Source organism: Lactobacillus intestinalis, assembly GCF_024397795.1.
Lineage (GTDB): Bacteria > Bacillota > Bacilli > Lactobacillales > Lactobacillaceae > Lactobacillus > Lactobacillus intestinalis.
Map to the genome: position 1 here is coordinate 1,338,844 of NZ_CP072983.1, position 16,410 is coordinate 1,355,253.

15 protein-coding genes, 1 tRNA gene and 2 pseudogenes are annotated in these 16,410 nt (G+C 36.6%); 5 read left to right on the forward strand and 13 right to left on the reverse strand.

Going from position 1 to position 16,410, the window contains the following annotated elements:
- Nucleotides 1-90: 90 nt before the first annotated feature.
- From KBW87_RS06250 to KBW87_RS06265, 4 genes and pseudogenes are all read right to left on the reverse strand, one after another.
- The gene (locus KBW87_RS06250) at nt 91-903 is read right to left on the reverse strand and encodes a PTS system mannose/fructose/sorbose family transporter subunit IID (RefSeq protein WP_004040097.1); all 813 of its coding nucleotides are present in this window, start codon (nt 901-903) and stop codon (nt 91-93) included.
- Nucleotides 878-1,687 (reverse strand): PTS mannose/fructose/sorbose/N-acetylgalactosamine transporter subunit IIC, encoded by an 810-nt coding sequence (locus KBW87_RS06255; protein WP_057810129.1) that lies wholly within the window; start codon nt 1,685-1,687, stop codon nt 878-880. The genes KBW87_RS06250 and KBW87_RS06255 overlap by 26 nt, the downstream gene beginning before the upstream one ends.
- A 10-nt stretch (nt 1,688-1,697) precedes the next feature.
- The gene (locus KBW87_RS06260; protein ID WP_083478859.1) at nt 1,698-2,609 is read right to left on the reverse strand and encodes a PTS sugar transporter subunit IIAB; all 912 of its coding nucleotides are present in this window, start codon (nt 2,607-2,609) and stop codon (nt 1,698-1,700) included.
- A gap of 204 nt (nt 2,610-2,813) precedes the next feature.
- Nucleotides 2,814-3,575: pseudogene (locus tag KBW87_RS06265) on the reverse strand (family 1 glycosylhydrolase); the annotation flags it as partial.
- A 125-nt stretch (nt 3,576-3,700) separates the two neighbouring features.
- Here KBW87_RS06265 and KBW87_RS06270 point away from each other — a divergent pair.
- Nucleotides 3,701-4,885 (forward strand): RNA-guided endonuclease TnpB family protein, encoded by a 1,185-nt coding sequence (locus tag KBW87_RS06270; protein WP_057810127.1) that lies wholly within the window; start codon nt 3,701-3,703, stop codon nt 4,883-4,885.
- A 93-nt stretch (nt 4,886-4,978) separates the two neighbouring features.
- Here the strand turns inward: KBW87_RS06270 and KBW87_RS06275 are convergent.
- Nucleotides 4,979-5,707: pseudogene (locus KBW87_RS06275) on the reverse strand (glycoside hydrolase family 1 protein); the annotation flags it as partial.
- 145 nt (nt 5,708-5,852) lie between these two features.
- Here KBW87_RS06275 and KBW87_RS06280 point away from each other — a divergent pair.
- Nucleotides 5,853-6,671 carry a Cof-type HAD-IIB family hydrolase gene (locus KBW87_RS06280; protein WP_057810125.1) on the forward strand — a complete coding sequence of 273 codons (819 nt, stop codon included), beginning with the start codon at nt 5,853-5,855 and terminating at the stop codon, nt 6,669-6,671.
- A gap of 32 nt (nt 6,672-6,703) precedes the next feature.
- Here the strand turns inward: KBW87_RS06280 and KBW87_RS06285 are convergent, their stop codons facing one another.
- The 3 genes from KBW87_RS06285 to apf all read right to left on the reverse strand — a co-directional run bounded on the left by KBW87_RS06285 (nt 6,704) and on the right by apf (nt 9,214).
- Complete coding sequence (locus KBW87_RS06285) at nt 6,704-7,279, reverse strand: histidine phosphatase family protein (RefSeq protein ID WP_057810123.1); 576 nt, start codon at nt 7,277-7,279, stop codon at nt 6,704-6,706.
- 63 nt (nt 7,280-7,342) lie between these two features.
- Nucleotides 7,343-8,416 carry an SEC10/PgrA surface exclusion domain-containing protein gene (locus tag KBW87_RS06290; RefSeq protein ID WP_057810121.1) on the reverse strand — a complete coding sequence of 358 codons (1,074 nt, stop codon included), beginning with the start codon at nt 8,414-8,416 and terminating at the stop codon, nt 7,343-7,345.
- 90 nt (nt 8,417-8,506) lie between these two features.
- On the reverse strand, nt 8,507-9,214 hold the full coding sequence (gene apf, locus KBW87_RS06295) for an aggregation-promoting factor (RefSeq protein WP_004040084.1): 708 nt from the start codon (nt 9,212-9,214) through the stop codon (nt 8,507-8,509).
- 673 nt (nt 9,215-9,887) lie between these two features.
- On the opposite strand from apf, the gene psiE reads away from it, so the two are divergent.
- Nucleotides 9,888-10,295 (forward strand): phosphate-starvation-inducible protein PsiE, encoded by a 408-nt coding sequence (gene psiE / locus KBW87_RS06300; protein ID WP_057810119.1) that lies wholly within the window; start codon nt 9,888-9,890, stop codon nt 10,293-10,295.
- Between the two features lie 82 nt (nt 10,296-10,377).
- Here the strand turns inward: psiE and KBW87_RS06305 are convergent.
- From KBW87_RS06305 to KBW87_RS06315, 3 genes are all read right to left on the reverse strand, one after another.
- Nucleotides 10,378-10,450 (reverse strand) — tRNA-Thr (locus tag KBW87_RS06305).
- A 54-nt stretch (nt 10,451-10,504) separates the two neighbouring features.
- Nucleotides 10,505-11,347 carry a GRP family sugar transporter gene (locus tag KBW87_RS06310; protein WP_057810117.1) on the reverse strand — a complete coding sequence of 281 codons (843 nt, stop codon included), beginning with the start codon at nt 11,345-11,347 and terminating at the stop codon, nt 10,505-10,507.
- A gap of 117 nt (nt 11,348-11,464) precedes the next feature.
- Nucleotides 11,465-12,223 carry an NADPH-dependent oxidoreductase gene (locus tag KBW87_RS06315; protein ID WP_057810115.1) on the reverse strand — a complete coding sequence of 253 codons (759 nt, stop codon included), beginning with the start codon at nt 12,221-12,223 and terminating at the stop codon, nt 11,465-11,467.
- Between the two features lie 124 nt (nt 12,224-12,347).
- Between KBW87_RS06315 and galE the strand changes: the two genes are divergently transcribed.
- Complete coding sequence (gene galE, locus KBW87_RS06320) at nt 12,348-13,340, forward strand: UDP-glucose 4-epimerase GalE (protein ID WP_057809976.1); 993 nt, start codon at nt 12,348-12,350, stop codon at nt 13,338-13,340.
- A gap of 215 nt (nt 13,341-13,555) precedes the next feature.
- Entirely contained in the window at nt 13,556-15,214 is a 1,659-nt protein-coding gene (locus tag KBW87_RS06325; RefSeq protein WP_057810113.1) for a phosphoenolpyruvate carboxykinase (ATP), read from the forward strand.
- Nucleotides 15,215-15,286: 72 nt separating this feature from the next.
- Here the strand turns inward: KBW87_RS06325 and KBW87_RS06330 are convergent, their stop codons facing one another.
- Both KBW87_RS06330 and KBW87_RS06335 read right to left on the reverse strand, forming a co-directional pair.
- Nucleotides 15,287-15,700: a cupin domain-containing protein gene (locus tag KBW87_RS06330; RefSeq protein WP_057810111.1), complete on the reverse strand. Its 414-nt coding sequence runs from the start codon at nt 15,698-15,700 to the stop codon at nt 15,287-15,289.
- Nucleotides 15,701-15,715: 15 nt separating this feature from the next.
- Nucleotides 15,716-16,378 (reverse strand): carboxymuconolactone decarboxylase family protein, encoded by a 663-nt coding sequence (locus KBW87_RS06335; RefSeq protein WP_162255596.1) that lies wholly within the window; start codon nt 16,376-16,378, stop codon nt 15,716-15,718.
- Between the last annotated feature and the right edge of the window lie 32 nt (nt 16,379-16,410).

The following is a 16,410-nucleotide window of genomic DNA, read 5'->3' on the forward strand; positions in this document are numbered from 1 at the left end:
ATCTGTTTTACTCATTTTAATCATTCCTTTCAACGATTACTTTACCAAAAAATAAACCCCAAAGCTGAATTTTTAGCTTTGAGGTTTTTCTTATGCACTTAAAATGTGGAAATAGCTTAAAACGATGCCTAAAATCAAAACAAACCAAATCATCTTAGTAGAGGTAACGTGCTTTTTACCTAATAGCCAATAAACTAAAGCGACCAATAAAACGGGAACTAAAGAAGGCATAATCTGATTCAAAATACTTTGCATCTTTAAGGTCACTTTTCCAGTTTGATAGACAAAAGGCACCTTCACATTTACAACGGTTGGTACTAACGCTCCAACGACCGTTACCCCCAGCAAAACGGCAGAGTCTGTAATCGCATTTAAGCGTCCAGAAGCAGAGTCGATCAACTTAGCACCTTGGGTGTAACCTAAATTTAAAAATCCAAATCTAGTAAATAAAACAATAAGGTTAACAATAATCCATAAAATTGCACCAAATGGATTGCCACGCAGTCCCATATAAGCACCAATAGAACCACAAATAGTAGGAATGATGGCACCAAAAATCGTATCACCCACGCCAGCTAATGGTCCCATCAAACCGGTCTTAAGTCCTGCAATAGTATCTTTAGCCTTACTGCCCTGTTTTTCTTCAATAGCTAAATCCATCCCAATAATGAAGTTTCCATCAAAAGCATTAACATTGAAAAACTGGGATTGCATTTGCATCATTTCAACCAATTCATCATCTTTATACCAACGTTTTAAAAATGGTAAAACGGAATAAAAATAGCCGGGAGCCATCATTTTTTCGTAATTCCAAGATAATTGACTAGACCATAGCCATCGCCAATTGGCACGAAATAAATCTTTTTTGGTAAGTGAATTAGTTTTCGTATTCTCCTTCGGCATTTGTGTATTCTCCATTCTCATCTGTATTTTCTGAATTAACTGGTTTTGCGTCTAACTTTTCAATCTCATTTTGGTAATGAATATAGGCCAGGGCAGCACCCAAAAGAGCGACTCCAAGCATTGGAATCTTTAAATAAGCTGCAGCAATAAAGCCAATTGCCAAGTATGAAATAAAACGCTTGGTTGGTAAGTAGCGAAGCAAAATCGCAATTCCGACAATTGGCAAAATATGTCCTGAAACCTTCAATCCATCTGTAAGCCATTCAGGAATAATTGCTAAAATCGCCTTTACCACATCATTTCCTACCACAAGTAAGATAAAGACGGGAATTGCGCGAGATAGTCCCCAAGAAAAAGTACCCCATAAAGCATTTCTCGCAGCAGCATCTGGATTATTTTCATTGATAAATTTATCCATGCGGTGCTGGAAAATTGTGTTGGTAAAACGAGCAAGCACGTCTAGTTGAACCATCAAAAGTCCTACCGGAACCGCTAATCCAATCGCAAATTGAACCCCTTTTCCAGAAATCACCGCATAAACAGTTCCGATTATTGCCCCGGTCATAAAGTCGGGCATCGAAGCTCCCCCATAGGTAGAAACTCCTAAAACCATTAATTGTAAAGTTGCTCCTACGGCCAATCCAACCGTCATATCGCCCATAATAACTCCAGAAATCATTCCGATTGCTAACGGATTGTTAATAATTGAAACGGTTAACTGGTCAATAATTACCCAAAATGCTAGGCATGTAAGTAATAAAATCTGCCACCATTGTATTGTCATACTTATTCCTCTATTTACTCAATAATTTCATAAAATCTTCTTTATCTTCAGCTGGGACCATTTGGTGATAAAGATGGCATCCCTTCTTATCAAGATACTTAAAGTTTTCTATATCCTCTTCTGTCACAGCCACACTTTTAGCAACTTGGCGCGAATTAGCTTTTGTTGACATGTTTCCGACGTTAATCTCAGGCAATTTAACTCCGTTATCAACTAATTCTTTTAAAACGCCCGGATTCTTCACTAAGATTAATACAGTTTGGCCTTTGTATTTACCTGAATTAATTCGGCGCGCAGCACCTTTAGCAGTTAAAATACTCAAATGCACTCCATGCGGGCAAGCCGTTTTTAGAGCAGTTTTTTGAATATCGTTTTTAACAATATCGTCTCCAATTACCATCAAACGCGTCAAATGAAGTGCATTGGTCCACATTGTCGCTACCTGACCATGAATTAATCGCTCATCAATTCGGATGTTGTGCATAGTTTGCGGTTCAACTTCCGCATTTTGGTTATCAACTTTAATGGGAGTCTTTTTAGGCTCAGGTTTATTCTCATGGGCATCCCCAACCGGCGCTAAATTAGCTTTAGCTTGTTCAATTGCATCCTTCATCGGCGTACCCATTACCGCTGCTAAAAGTAATGGCAAACAAAGTCCACTATATACTTCTACATCAGGATGAGCTTTTTGATAGCGTAAAGAAGCATTCGCTGGAGTTCCTCCAGCAATATCTACAATAATTGTTGGTGCAGTGTCAAAGCTCGCTGCGACTTTGGTAATTTCATCAAGTAGATCATCCTGATTCATGGTTTGCTTGAATGCAATAGCCTTCACATTGGATAATTTACCTGCAATCATTTCGCAACTAGCTAGAGTTGATTTTGCATATTCTCCATGGCTCACAAGTAGAAAATTATTCAAAATTCACATACCCTTTCTAAAATCACAATGTAATCTATTTTATATTAATTGGTATAAATTTTAAAGCTAATTTTCTCAATGAAATCATGGATTAATCTATAATTGGTCTATACGGTTTGGATGATAACGAATTTGTAATCGCTAACAATGGTAAAATAAAAAGGATTTAGAATAAATCTAAATCCTAGACCAATTTTGATCTTATTAACCTAAATCTTCACCGTTAGATTCGATTACTTTCTTATACCAGTAAAATGAATCTTTAGGCATTCTCTTCAAAGTACCATTTCCTTCATCGTCACGATCTACATGAATGAAACCGCAGCGTTTAGACATTTGACCCGTACCTGCAGAAACGAGGTCGATACAACCCCAAGTAGTGTAGCCAATTAAATCTACACCGTCATCGATGGCCTTTTGCATTGCATCAATGTGTTGCTTCAAATAATCAATACGATAATCATCGTGAATCTTACCATCAGAATCAATCTTGTCGACGGCACCAAGTCCATTTTCAACAACCATAATTGGAAGATCATAACGGTCATACATCACTTCAAGGTAGTATTGAAGGCCGGTTGGGTCAGTTGCCCAGCCCCATTCTGAATATTTAAGATATGGGTTCTTCGCACCAGCTGAGAAGTTACCACCAACTCTATCACTTACATCATGAGTGGTAATTACATTGCTCATGTAGTAGGAGAAGATGTACATATCAACTGTTCCTTCAGCTAAATCCTTCTTATCTTGCTCAGTGATGTCTAAATGAACATTGTGTTCATCCCAAAGACGCTTAGCATAGGTAGGATACTTACCCTTACATTGAACATCCCCACAGTAGAAAATATTCTTTTCCATCACGTGACGTGTTTCCAAAACATCGGCTGGATCTGGAGTTAATGGATAATCAACCACACCACAGATCATATTCCCCAGGACATAATCTGGATCAATTTTATTGAATAAATTACCGTTGAAAACATGGGATTTTAATCCCGTGATGAAAACGGCTCTTTTCATCGCTTTCTTTTTAAAGTCTATTTTTCCTTCTTTTCCTTTGCTATAATTTTTTAAGAAAGGAGGGAACAAATGTGCTAACGGGAATAAAACTAAGACTCTATCCCAATCAAACTCAGATCAGCCAGCTTTGGCAAATGTTTGGTAATGACCGCTTTGTCTGGAACAGAATGCTCGATATGATGAACGAGCGCTATAAGAATAACAAAGATTTGCCTTTCTTAAGCAAGTTCAAGCTTAACTATCTGCTTAAGCCCTTAAAGAAAGAATATCCTTTTTTGAAAAATAGCGATTCGTCTAGCCTGCAGCTAGTCAATGAATTTTTAAATCAGTCTTGGAAGAACTTCTTTAAAGATAAAACCGGCACTGTTGGCAAGCCGCGCTTCCATTCCAGAAGATATTTAAAACCGTCTTATACTGGCAAGTCTATTGTGAAAATCGCTGGAAGACGCTATCTCTATCTTCCTAAGCTGGGCTACATTAAAACCAGCAAGACGGGTGTTCTAAAAGACGTTAAGATTAAACGCTATACGGTTTCTTTAGAGCCTACCGGCAAGTATTATCTGTCAATTCAAGCAGAAGTGAAAGAAGCTGAAAAGCTTAAAAAGACGGGCAGGCAAGTTGGGATTGATGTCGGCGTAGCCGATTTGGCAATTTTGTCAAATGGTCTAAAGTATCCTTCTTTTGATGCTTCTTATTTTGAAAAGCAAAGCCGAATCTGGCAGTGCAAATATTCACGCAGACGCCATTTAGCTTATCTTCTTTGCGAGCAGGACAAGAATCAAAAAGTTCTTAATCCTAGAAGCCTAGAAAGTTTTTCCAACTGGCAAAGAGCACGCAAGCTTAAAGCCAGCTATCAAAAGAAGGCTGCCAACAAACGCAAAGACTATCTCCATAAGCTGACAACGCACTTGGTTAGGCAATACGATGTGATTGCAATTGAAGATTTGAAAGTCAAAAACCTTCAAAAGAATCACTGCCTAGCCAAAGCAATTGCCAACGCTTCTTGGAGCATGTTTAGACAAATGCTGGAGTATAAGTGTGAAAGATATGGCAAGGAATTAATTGTCATTAATCCTAAGAACACCTCCAGAATCTGTTCCAAGTGCGGATTTAACAGCGGAGCTAAATCGCTAGAAATTCGGGAATGGACTTGTTCTAACTGTCAGGTTCATCATGATCGAGATATTAATGCAGCAGTTAATATCTTGCATAAAGCAATGCCAAATGGTCAGGAACTGGCCGTGGTAAATAGCTAAGTTCTGTGAGTTAGGTATGAAGATAGCAATATCTTCTGTAAGATCCTAAACACTACTTAGTGTTCCCAGAAACCGGGTACTTTAGTGCCGGTGTAGTTCATGAGCAATCTTCACAGCACGAGCTGAAGCAACAAATTGATAGTGTAATTTTTGATAAGCATGTTGGTAAGCTGCATCATCTGCATCGGCATTGCCGAATGAATTTAACAACAAGAGTGCAGTATTAATTTCATTAAAGGTGAGCCAATATTTAACCAAGCCCTTGTATTCTTTAAACAAAACTGTCGCATACTTGACATACATATCGATCATCTTACGATCTTGCCAGTCATTATACTTTTCACTTAAATATAAAGGATCTTCATAGTGAGAAATGGTTACGATTGGTTCAATGTCGTATTTCTTACACTCTTCAAAGACTCTCCGGTAAAAGTCAAGTCCTGCTTGATTTGGCTTTTCTTCATCACCCTTTGGAAAAATTCTCGTCCACGCGATTGAAAGTCTAAAAGTAGTGAATCCCATTTCAGAAAACATCTTAATGTCTTCTTTATAATGATGATAAAAGTCAATTGCAACATGGTTAGGATAATAACTGTTTGGATCGATTGCACCAACAGCATCTTCAGGAAGGCCAGCCCCTGGAACAGCTGGCGTTTTTTCTAATTTGCCGTTTAGTTTATAAGTTAAATATCTAGGTTCATTCAAGCTTCCGGCAGTTGTAATATCAGTAACTGAAAGTCCTTTACCATCAACATCATACGCGCCTTCGATTTGATTAGCAGCAGTTGCGCCACCCCATAAAAAGTTCTTTGGAAATGTCATTATTTTTCCTCTCTTCAATAAAGTATATACTTATTATATTTGTAAACGGTTACTTTTGCAAAACTGATTAAAGACTAATCTGTTATAACTATTAGTAATTTTCAGTTATAATGAAATCGATTACAGAAATAAAAGAGGAATTACTATGACTAAAAAATTAATTGCACTTGATACTGACGGTACATTATTAGATCCAAATGGCAAAATTCTTGAAAGTTCGAAAAAAATTATCAAAAAAGCTCTCGATCATGGAATTAAAGTCGTTCTGTGTTCTGGACACCCGATTGACGGTCTAAAAGACTATCTTACCCAACTTGGTATTACCGGTTCTGCCCAATATGTAATCACCTTAAATGGCGCTATTATCAGAAACACTGATGATGACATTATTAGTGAAAATTTGGTGCCGAATAGTTTTTATCGACGCATGACAGCTTTTGGAATGGCAAATAAAATCCCCTTCAACATCGTCGATGCGGAATCCAGAATTATCACCGCTGACCACAATGTTGATCCACTGATTTACATTCAAGCTTTTGAAAATAATGCACCCTTGTATATTCGCAATCCTGATCAACTTCCTGAAGATAATATTCGCATTGCAAAAGGATGCTTTGTCGGTAAGCCTGAATTATTAGATCAATGGGAAAAACAAATTCGTAAAGAATTCGGTAAAGAACTCTATGTTGTACGTGCTGATCCCCATTTTCTTGAACTTTTAAATAGTGAGGTTAACAAAGGATACGCTTTAAAGCAACTTTGCCAAAAACTTAACATTATGCCAGAAAATGTAATTGCAATCGGCGATGAAAAGAATGACATTCCGATGTTTAACTTCGCAGGAACAGCTATCTGCATGAAAAATGGTAATTCGGAAGCTAAAGAAGCGGCTGATTATATCACTGCTGCCAACAATGACGACGGAATTGCTAAAGCACTTAAGAAATTCGTTTTCAATGATTAATCAAAAAAGAGATCGCGTTGCGATCTCTTTTATTATTGAACATCTTCTGCTGGCCAAACATAATATTCAAAGTGAGGCTTATCTCCATCAAAAGTTAATTTAACTACTGATGCATTGCCAAAACCAGAAAAGTCCTTTTCGTCGGTTTCTGATCGAACGTAACGCGCTAAAATATCGCCATGTCCCACAACAAGCGCCGTTTCGCCATCTTCAATATTATCTAAAACTTCTCTTATTCCCCGCTTCATTCTAGCAACAACTTCTTCGTTAGGTTCCATAGTTGGATCAACATTAGTATTGCCGTAATTCCAAGGGAGCAAGAATTCATCTCGTCCTTCAAAAATGCCATAGCTCTTTTCACGCAAATCCTTCAAACGAGTGTAAGGCATTTGATGGTCAGTAATAATTTCTAAAGTATCGCTAGCACGTTCTTGCGTTGAAGAAAACGCCTTATCAAACTTGACCTCATTTTCTTTAAAATAATCGCGTGTCTTCTCAACTTGACGAATTCCGCGTTCATTTAACGGTGAATCACAACGCCCTTGAACTTTATGATAATAGTTAAAATAAGTTTGCCCGTGACGCACTAAATAAATTGTCTTTGTCATAAAATCCTCCCAAATTCTTTATCTAAAATATACCAAAAAAGTCCACTCAATGGTGGACTTTTTTTATAGTTCAAAACTCTGATTGTATTCTGAACTATTAATGATGAAAGTTGGCACACTAATGTAGTGCATTGAATAGACATTTCCATTTTTAGAAATACTAAAACCGTAATAATTATAATCGCCATCATGCTTTGAACCTTGCGTGTTAAACAAGTCCCCTGCATGTTCCCATTCACGGTAAAATTGACGATCATTTCTTTGCAATTCAGTTGGACCAGTATAGCCAAAAATCATTTGCTTCAAACCAAAATAGATATTTTTCTTCATTTCGGTCATCGTCATCGTTTTATTGGCAGTCGCAAATCCTGCCATATCTTCGACGTAATTGTCATTTAAATTAAGACCATTTTTCTTGCAAGCGCGCACGATCCCAGCGACATAGTGGTCACCATTGTTAATTCCGCGCTTATGATTAGTATATTCTGTAGCAATATCTTGCGCTAATTTTTCAACATTGGCGTTATAGATCCATGGCTTCAAGCCAAGCGCTTTACGCGCATCATTAATTAAACGCACGCTGTATTCTCCCAGTTCTTTAGTTTGCGCCTGAGTTAATTTAGCTGGATTAATTTTAGTTGAATTGTCTTTTTTGCTTTCTGCTTGGCTAGTTCTACTAAAATTATTACTGTTCATCCCTTTAATACAGGCATTAATAAAGACTTTGCTGGGTTTCCCTTGATAAGCTTTCAATAAACTAGCCCGCGTGTATCCCTTCGGCATCACAATTTTTGCTTTTTTATATGTAGTATTTTTCACTAAAGAAGCATTCTTAGCTATAATCCAATGAGAATTATCTCCAATTTTATAGGCTAAATGTTTAGTCTTCCCAATTTTCAAATATTTCTTAGCGATATAAGAGTATTCTTTATGAGGGGCAGCGTAATATTTAGTAGCTTTTCCCGAAAGATTATATAAACGAACCTTCTTGGTTCCTTTAACTTTTAGGATACCTAATTTTTTAGTTGCCGCTTGTACAGTTTGGGAATGAGCGAAATTTACATTATTAAAATTAGCAACGTTTGTTACAAATAATAAAGCTGCAATTACGGTAAAAATAGTCTTCTTTTTATACATGTCTCTTCTTTCATCAGAAAATTTAGATTTAGCTATAAAAAATAGGTCCTCAAATAAGGGCCTATTTTGTTTTATTCAGTTTTCTACGGATTAGTACCAGCCGTTTGCTTGCCAGAAGCTTTGAGCTGCAGTCCATGAACCGTAACGTGACTTAACGTAGTTGTCAGCCACACGTTCTTGGTTAGCTGCTGAGTAGTCACCGTTAAGGTATGAAGCTGATAATTGGTACTTACCGATGTATTGACCGTTACGAGCTGAGTATGAACCACTTGATTCACGGTTTGCGATCCAAGCCTTAGCACTTGCTTCTGAACCAGTAGCAGTTGAAGTGTATGAACTACTTGAAGTAGTTGATGCACTTGATTGTTGTGGTGCAGAGTAAGTTTGAGTTTGTGCTTGTTGTGGTTGTTGAGTTTGAACTGAAGTATTAGCAGTTTGTGCTTGTTGAGTAGTTTGAGTTTCAGCCTTTGGAGCTTCAGTCTTAACTACTGAGCTAGCAGCACTAGTTGCCTTAACCCATTGGTTCTTACCTAAATCGTACCACTTTTGACCCTTTGAGTCGTAAGCAGTCTTGATAATTCTCCAATCAGTGTTGCTTGGTAAAGTTTGACCAGTAGCAACAGGATTTTCATAATCGTTGTATACAGTAGTAGTAGTGTGCACAGTGTAAACAGTAGCATCGTTTTGAACAATAGCTGCTTGTGCGTCGTTTGAATTCATAGTATTTACTGCAACTAAACCAGTAACTGAAAGTGCAGCAACTGCAATTGATTTACCTAAGATAGATTTGATTTTCAAAAAAAGTCTCTCCTTAAAAATAATACTTTTTGAATAGCGAATACTACTTCGCTATGTTTTCGTCTGTCTTTTTCAATTGACAGGTATTATAATACAGTGCAAAAATTTCAGAACCATAACAAAATTATCACTCATATGTTAAAGAAATATTACTAAATGTGACATTTTTGTAATATTTGTAACATAATTATTTTTGATGTATTTTCAGTAAAAACAGCTTAATATCAACACTTTAAAGGCGTTTTTTGTCATTCAATACGTATGTTTGGTGGTAAAAATCACATTATTCAGTACATCATTTTGCAATATTTCTACTACAAAAGTACGTTCTATTTTGTTCTATTCCTAAGAAAAAATAGTCAAAAAAACAGCTAGATTTTCTTATTTTTGGTAAAAAAGCACTTTTCTTTATGCCATAAGATGGCAAATCAGGTCTTAAGTACTATAATAAAGATGTAATTTTTTAAAAAAGCGAGGAATTATTATGACTAAATACGTTGTTAAGTTAACTGAAGAAGACTTGCAAATGATTAAGGATTGTCATTCAAAGAACCCTTCAATCATGAAAGCAATGAACGAAGCTAAGAAAGAAGACTAGTTTCTTCTATAATGAGTAAAGTCGTGGTTGGAGTTTCAACCACGACTTTTTTCTACTATTATTGAGGTTTTTAGAATGCACAAATTTACCAAGTTTATTGAGTATTTTGCCCGTTTTTTGCAAATGCTCTTAATTATAGCCCTTGCACTTTTAGGAATTCTTCTTATTTTATTGCTTTTCCGAGAAATCTATTCCTTACTCGATGCTTTCATTTCACCCTCGATCTCGCGCAGCAATGCAGAAATTATGGATGAAATTATTGTTTTCTTCCTATTCTTTGAATTTGCCGCAATGGTAATTTCCGCGCTTCACCATCACGGTCACACTAGCATTAATTTCTTAATGGGCCTTGGAATTACGGCTCTTTTGCGAGGTTTAATTACTGCTCACAGCAACTTGACTGAAGTGATTGGCAACTCGGTGGCAATTTTGCTTTTAGTAATTGGCATGGTGATTTTCAATCGAAATATCAAAGAGATGTAAGAAAAGAGCAATTCTCCAATTCAAAAACAAAGAAGCTCTTCAGATAAGTTTTATATACTTATCTGAAGAGCTTTTTACTTAGTGCTGATTGCCAGAATCGAACTGGCGACCTTTTCTTTACGAGGGAAACGCTCTACCAACTGAGCTAAATCAGCGCGCTACAACATCACATTATAGCAAACTTGAAAAATCACTTCAATATGGATTATTTAAGAAATGAAACTACCAGCAACAATTAAGGCCAATCCAACTAAAGTAAGAACTAAATCTTTGCCGTGTTTTTTATCACCTAAGATGTACATCCCACCAAGAGTAGCAATTACAACGGCAATTTGACTATAGATAAATGCGCTGGCAACACCATTTTCTTCAACAGAAAAGATGTACGCACAAGCACCAATACTAAAGGAGAATCCAGTTAAAATATTCCAATAGCTAGCCTTTTCTTTAAAAGCAGCCGTTTTCTTAGAAAATACCAAATAAATAATGGCTCCCAATAAAATTCCGATCATTTGCGGAAGAAATAAATCTTTACCGCTGACCTTGACCGTTTTAGGAAATGTGGCATAAATCCAGAAACCAATTGAAGTAAATAGCAATAATAGAAAGTCTTTAAGTTGATTACTTTCATTATAGCCTTTACTTATTGAAGTTAAGAATACACCCACAACCATCAAAACTAGAGCAAGAATCCCTAAGAAGATTGCCTTAGGACTATTCCATTCATGAAAAATCAGTCCTCCGATTAGACATGAGCCAATTAATTGAAGGCCTGCCGAAATAGGCATCGTCTTAGTAACTCCAATATTTGTAAAGGAAATAAATTGCCCAATTTGGCCAACTGCCCAACCAATTCCTGAGATCATTGCCAATAAAAAAATGCCAATTGACATCTTGGGATGAGCTATAATCGTAAAAATAATACCTATAATTACAGCTCCAATCCCAGTACCATAAATTTCATTTAGTGGCCTACTGCTAGGAATTTTACCTGAAATTATTGGAATTAACCCCCAACCGACAGCAGGTAAAAATGCAATAATCCAATTCATTACTATTCATCTTACCTTTTAATACTATTATCTTCATCACTTCTTATTTTAAGCCCTAGTTCTTACCTATATAAAGAAATATACCTTGAGAAAATGAAATTAATAAAAATAATAAATCTACTTCCAATCAAGACACAATTCTTGTTGATGAAGTTCTTCTGGAAGCTGATCACGATCAGTTTCATGATCGTTTAGTTTTGCCCCAGTGATTTGTTTGGTAAAAGAATCAATCCGACGATTACTATCACGCAAATCATAATAAGTAGTGACGATTTTGTCATAATCACTTAAATCTTTTACATCAAAATTCTTATTATATTCATTTTCAAAAGTAGTAAATTTTAGAGGTAAGCGTGGTTTAAGTTGTGGTGTTTGATCAGGAACTCCGACTTGCATTCCTAAAACAGGGAAAGTCAACTTAGGAAGACCAAGAGTCTTCAACATTTCAAGAGGATGATCATTAACGGTTCCCAAAGGAACATAACCTAAATCCATGCTTTCTACAGCATTAGCTACATTTTGAAAAGCTAAAAGTGTATCTTCCATCGCCTGGAAGAAAATATCAGTAGTATGGACACGTCCATCATTTTGCCCCAATTGCTTTCTAATTTGTTGATTGCGGTATAAATCAACCACAAAAATAAACAAATCACCTTCAGCACCAACGTAGTTTTGATTACATAATTCCTGAATTTTAGCTTTTTTCTTTTCATCTGTAATATGAATTAAGGTTGCATTTTGCATAAACATACTAGTTGGAGTTTGACTAAATACTTTATCCAAAGTCTCCAGTTGATCTTTAGATAAGATTTGATCTTTAAACTTTCTAATTGAACGATGGTTAAGTTGCTTATCAATTGTAAAATTATTTTCCATGATTTGTCCTTCTTTTTTCTAATTAATAATTTAAGTCTAATACTAATTAATTGTAAGTCAAATAAATCCACTAGCTTATGCTAAAATAAAAGCGCAATACTACAAAGAAAAAAGGAAGTATATTATGCGAGTTTTAGTTATCGGCGGAGCGGGCTATATTGGCTCTCACGCTGTTAAAGAATTAGTTAAAGAAGGCAACGATGTTGTTGTTTTAGATGCTTTGTACACCGGCCACAGAAAGGCTGTTGATCCTAAGGCTAAGTTTTACCAAGGCGATATTGAAGACACTTTTTTGGTAAGCAAGATTTTGCGCGATGAAAAAATTGACGCTGTTATGCACTTTGCAGCTTATTCATTAGTTCCAGAATCTGTCAAGAAGCCACTCAAGTACTACGACAACAATGTTTCTGGCATGATCTCACTTTTAGAAGCTATGAATGATGCCAATGTTAAATATTTGGTTTTCTCAAGTTCTGCAGCTACTTATGGTATTCCAAAGAAATTACCAATTACCGAAGACACACCACTTGATCCAATCAACCCATACGGCGAAACCAAGATGATGATGGAAAAGATTATGCACTGGGCTGACAAGGCTGACGGCATCAAGTCAATTGCTTTGCGCTACTTCAATGTGGCTGGGGCTTCTAGTGATGGCAGTATTGGTGAAGATCACGCTCCAGAAACTCACTTAATTCCAAACATTTTAAAGAGTGCAATTTCTGGTGATGGCAACTTCACTATCTTCGGTGACGATTACGACACCAAAGACGGTACCAATGTCCGTGACTATGTGCAAGTAGAAGACTTGATTGACGCTCACATTTTAGCTTTAAAGCATGTGATGGAAACTAACAAGTCTGACGTCTTCAACTTGGGGACTGCTCAAGGCTACTCCAACTTGGAAATCCTGGAAGCAGCCAAGAAAGTCACTGGCATTGACATCCCTTACACAATGGGACCAAGACGCGGCGGCGATCCAGATAGTTTGGTAGCCGATTCAACTAAGGCTCGCGAAGTTTTAGGCTGGAAGCCAAAGCATGAAAATGTCGAAGATGTAATTTCCACCGCTTGGAATTGGCACCAAGGCCATCCAAAAGGCTATGAAGACAAATAATTATAGTTTTAACCTTTAGATTTATTCTGAAGGTTATTTTTTAGCCTAAAATTTAACATTTATTATTTCTTCTCATCCTTACATATATAAGCTTTTTCGAATAACGCTTTCAAAAACATTCTATATTTGTGTGGTTATGCACAAATAAGTATGTTACTATAGATAATGTAATAGATGAAACCGCTTACTCGATTTCTAGAGAGGAATAATCTTATATGAGTACAAAAGAACGTTATTCTCAAGATGAATTAAGAAAAGATAATCCAATGTTTAGCCGCGTTCGTGCAACTATCGAAAGCGCATTTTATGGCAACAATGTGCATGAAGTCACAAGTGTTGCTGAAGCTTATGAACTTGCTAAAAAGCAACCTGGTGTTATTGTTACTGATTTACCAATTTTACATACTAAAGAATTAGGTTTGCCACAAGGCGCAACTCAATTGGTTTACAACCACGGTAAAATTTTGGGTAGAACCGCATCTGCTCGTCACTTTACTGATGACCCAAACGAAGACGCTGAAGCTTTAGCAGGTAACTTACGTGAAGACATCTATGCTGGTCATAATCAAAAATTCTTAAAGGCAACTGTTTTAGTTGGGCTGGATCCATCATTTACAATCAAAGCTCACGTTATGATGCCAGAAGATCAAGCATTCAATTTACTTTCATACATCTTAAACTTCCATTTCTTTGATGATGAAGCTGAAAAGATGTACAAGAAGTCTAAGTTCTATGATGAACCTGACATCTACTTCTACTTTGATCCAAATGTTCAAGATCCAGATTATCCAAAGGGACTCGGTGTATTTGATGCTCCACATAACTGTGCAGCTGTCTTTAACCTTCGTTACTTCGGTGAACTTAAGAAAGGGACTTTAACCTTAGCTTGGGCTATTGCTCACCGTCACGGTTACACAGCTTGTCACGGTGGTGAAAAGTCATTCCACTTTGACGACAAAAATGATAAAGTATTTGCATTTTATGGCTTATCTGGTTCCGGTAAATCAACTTTGACTCACGAAATGTATGATGGTAAATATGATATTACTGTTTTACACGATGATGCATTCATTATTTCTCGTGAGGATGGTTCTTCAGTAGCCCTTGAGCCTTCATACTTTGATAAGACTCACGACTACCCAGCCGGTCACCATGAAACTAAGTACTACACTACTATTATGAACTGTGATGTAACTCAAGATGAAGATGGTAATAAAGTTATCATTACTGAAGACTTGAGAAACAATAACGGTCGTGTTATCAAGACCCGCTACACTAGTCCTCATCGTGTAGACTTTGAAAAAGCCCCAATTACCGCTTTATTCTGGATTATGAAAGATGGTTCATTACCTCCATTACTTAAGATTGATGATCCGATTTTAGCAACTACAATGGGCTGTACTTTAGCTACTAAGAGAACTAGTGCTGAAAACTTACCAAAAGGTTTTGATATGAACACCTTGGTAATTGAACCATTCGCTGACCCATTCCGTGCTTACCCTGTATCTGGCGACTACAGAGACTTTAAGGAATTATTTACTAAGCGTGGAGCAAGTTGCTATATCTTGAACACTGATGCCTTCATGGGTAAAGATATTCCAAAAGAAGTGACTAAGAAGATTATTGAAGATTTAGCAAATGATGATATTAAAGACAGTGATTTCAAGCCATTTGGCAACTTTAAGGGTGTATCTTACTTACCAATTGATGGTTATGAAGTTCACCTAGATGATCCAGAATATCAAAAGACTTTAGCTAGAAGAATGCAAGATCGTTTGGACTGGCTCAACAAATATGATGAAGAACATCCAGAAACTCCTATTCAAGCAGAAGCTAAGGAAACTTTGGAAAATATCATTAAAGAATTAAGTTAATCAAAAACTAAACTATCGCAAAAAAATTACCCCGGAAATATCTTCCTGGGTAATTTTTATTTAGTTAATAAATTATTTCAAGCTGTCGTAATATTCTGGATCAACCGGTTCATACCAAGTAGTCTTAGCCTTATCAGTATCAGCCATCATTGAAAGGTGTGCAAACCAAGCATCCTTAGCAGCACCATGCCAATGCTTAGTATTTGGAGAAACAACGTATACATCCCCAGCAGTCATCTTATGAGCTCGTTTACCTTCTTCTTGAACCCAACCTTCCCCAGCTACACAAACCAAAGTTTGAGGAACAGTGTGCTCATGCCAGTGATTAATACAGCCTGGTGAAAATGAAACATTAACAATATTAACATTTGCTTTATTAGCAAGTGGATTTAACCAACTCTTCCCAGTGAAATATTTTACGAAAGCATCATTAGATTCACCAAAACCAAATGGACTATTCTTTACTTCTTCTTCAAATTTTGCCATTTAAAAAACTCCTTCTTACTTTTCTAGTTCTTTCGCTGCTTGATTAACTATCGAAATTGCGTTCAAGCTGCGTGGATAACCGATAAATGGTTCATTTTGTAAAACAACCTTAGTCAAAAATTCTTTATCATTGCCAAGACCAATATTTACCTTTGCATGTGCTAAAAGTTGTGGCTCAACGCTACCTTGTGCAGCTAAGTAACAAAATGTAATCATTTCACGGTCGCGATCATCCAAACCGCTACGAGTATAGTAATCGCCAAAGCAATTATCTACAAGCCATTTATTGATGATCCCTCTCTTAGCAAAGTCCTTCATTTGAGGACCAAATAAGCGGATTTGAGTCTGTTCCCCCTCTTCAAGACGATTCTCCATTGTAGTCTTCGTTTGACTCTCAAGAGGTAATTTAATACCTCTAGCAGTCATAATTTCATTAGTTACCTTAAAGAAAGGCATAACACGTCCTAATCCAAGATAGTCGATTGTTTGATATAAAACTTCCTTAACTTCTACAGGATTAACACCATTGCCAAGGGCAACTGGAAGCATAATCTTATATTCTTCTACTCCTTGGCATCCCAATAAATAAGCTAATGTACTCAATATTTTCGTGCGATCAGGTAAATCAACATCTTTTTGAACTTCATCAAAAGCAAAATGGTTAATTCTATCAATAATGTCTGAATCGGTTTATCCTAATAAGTTTTTAT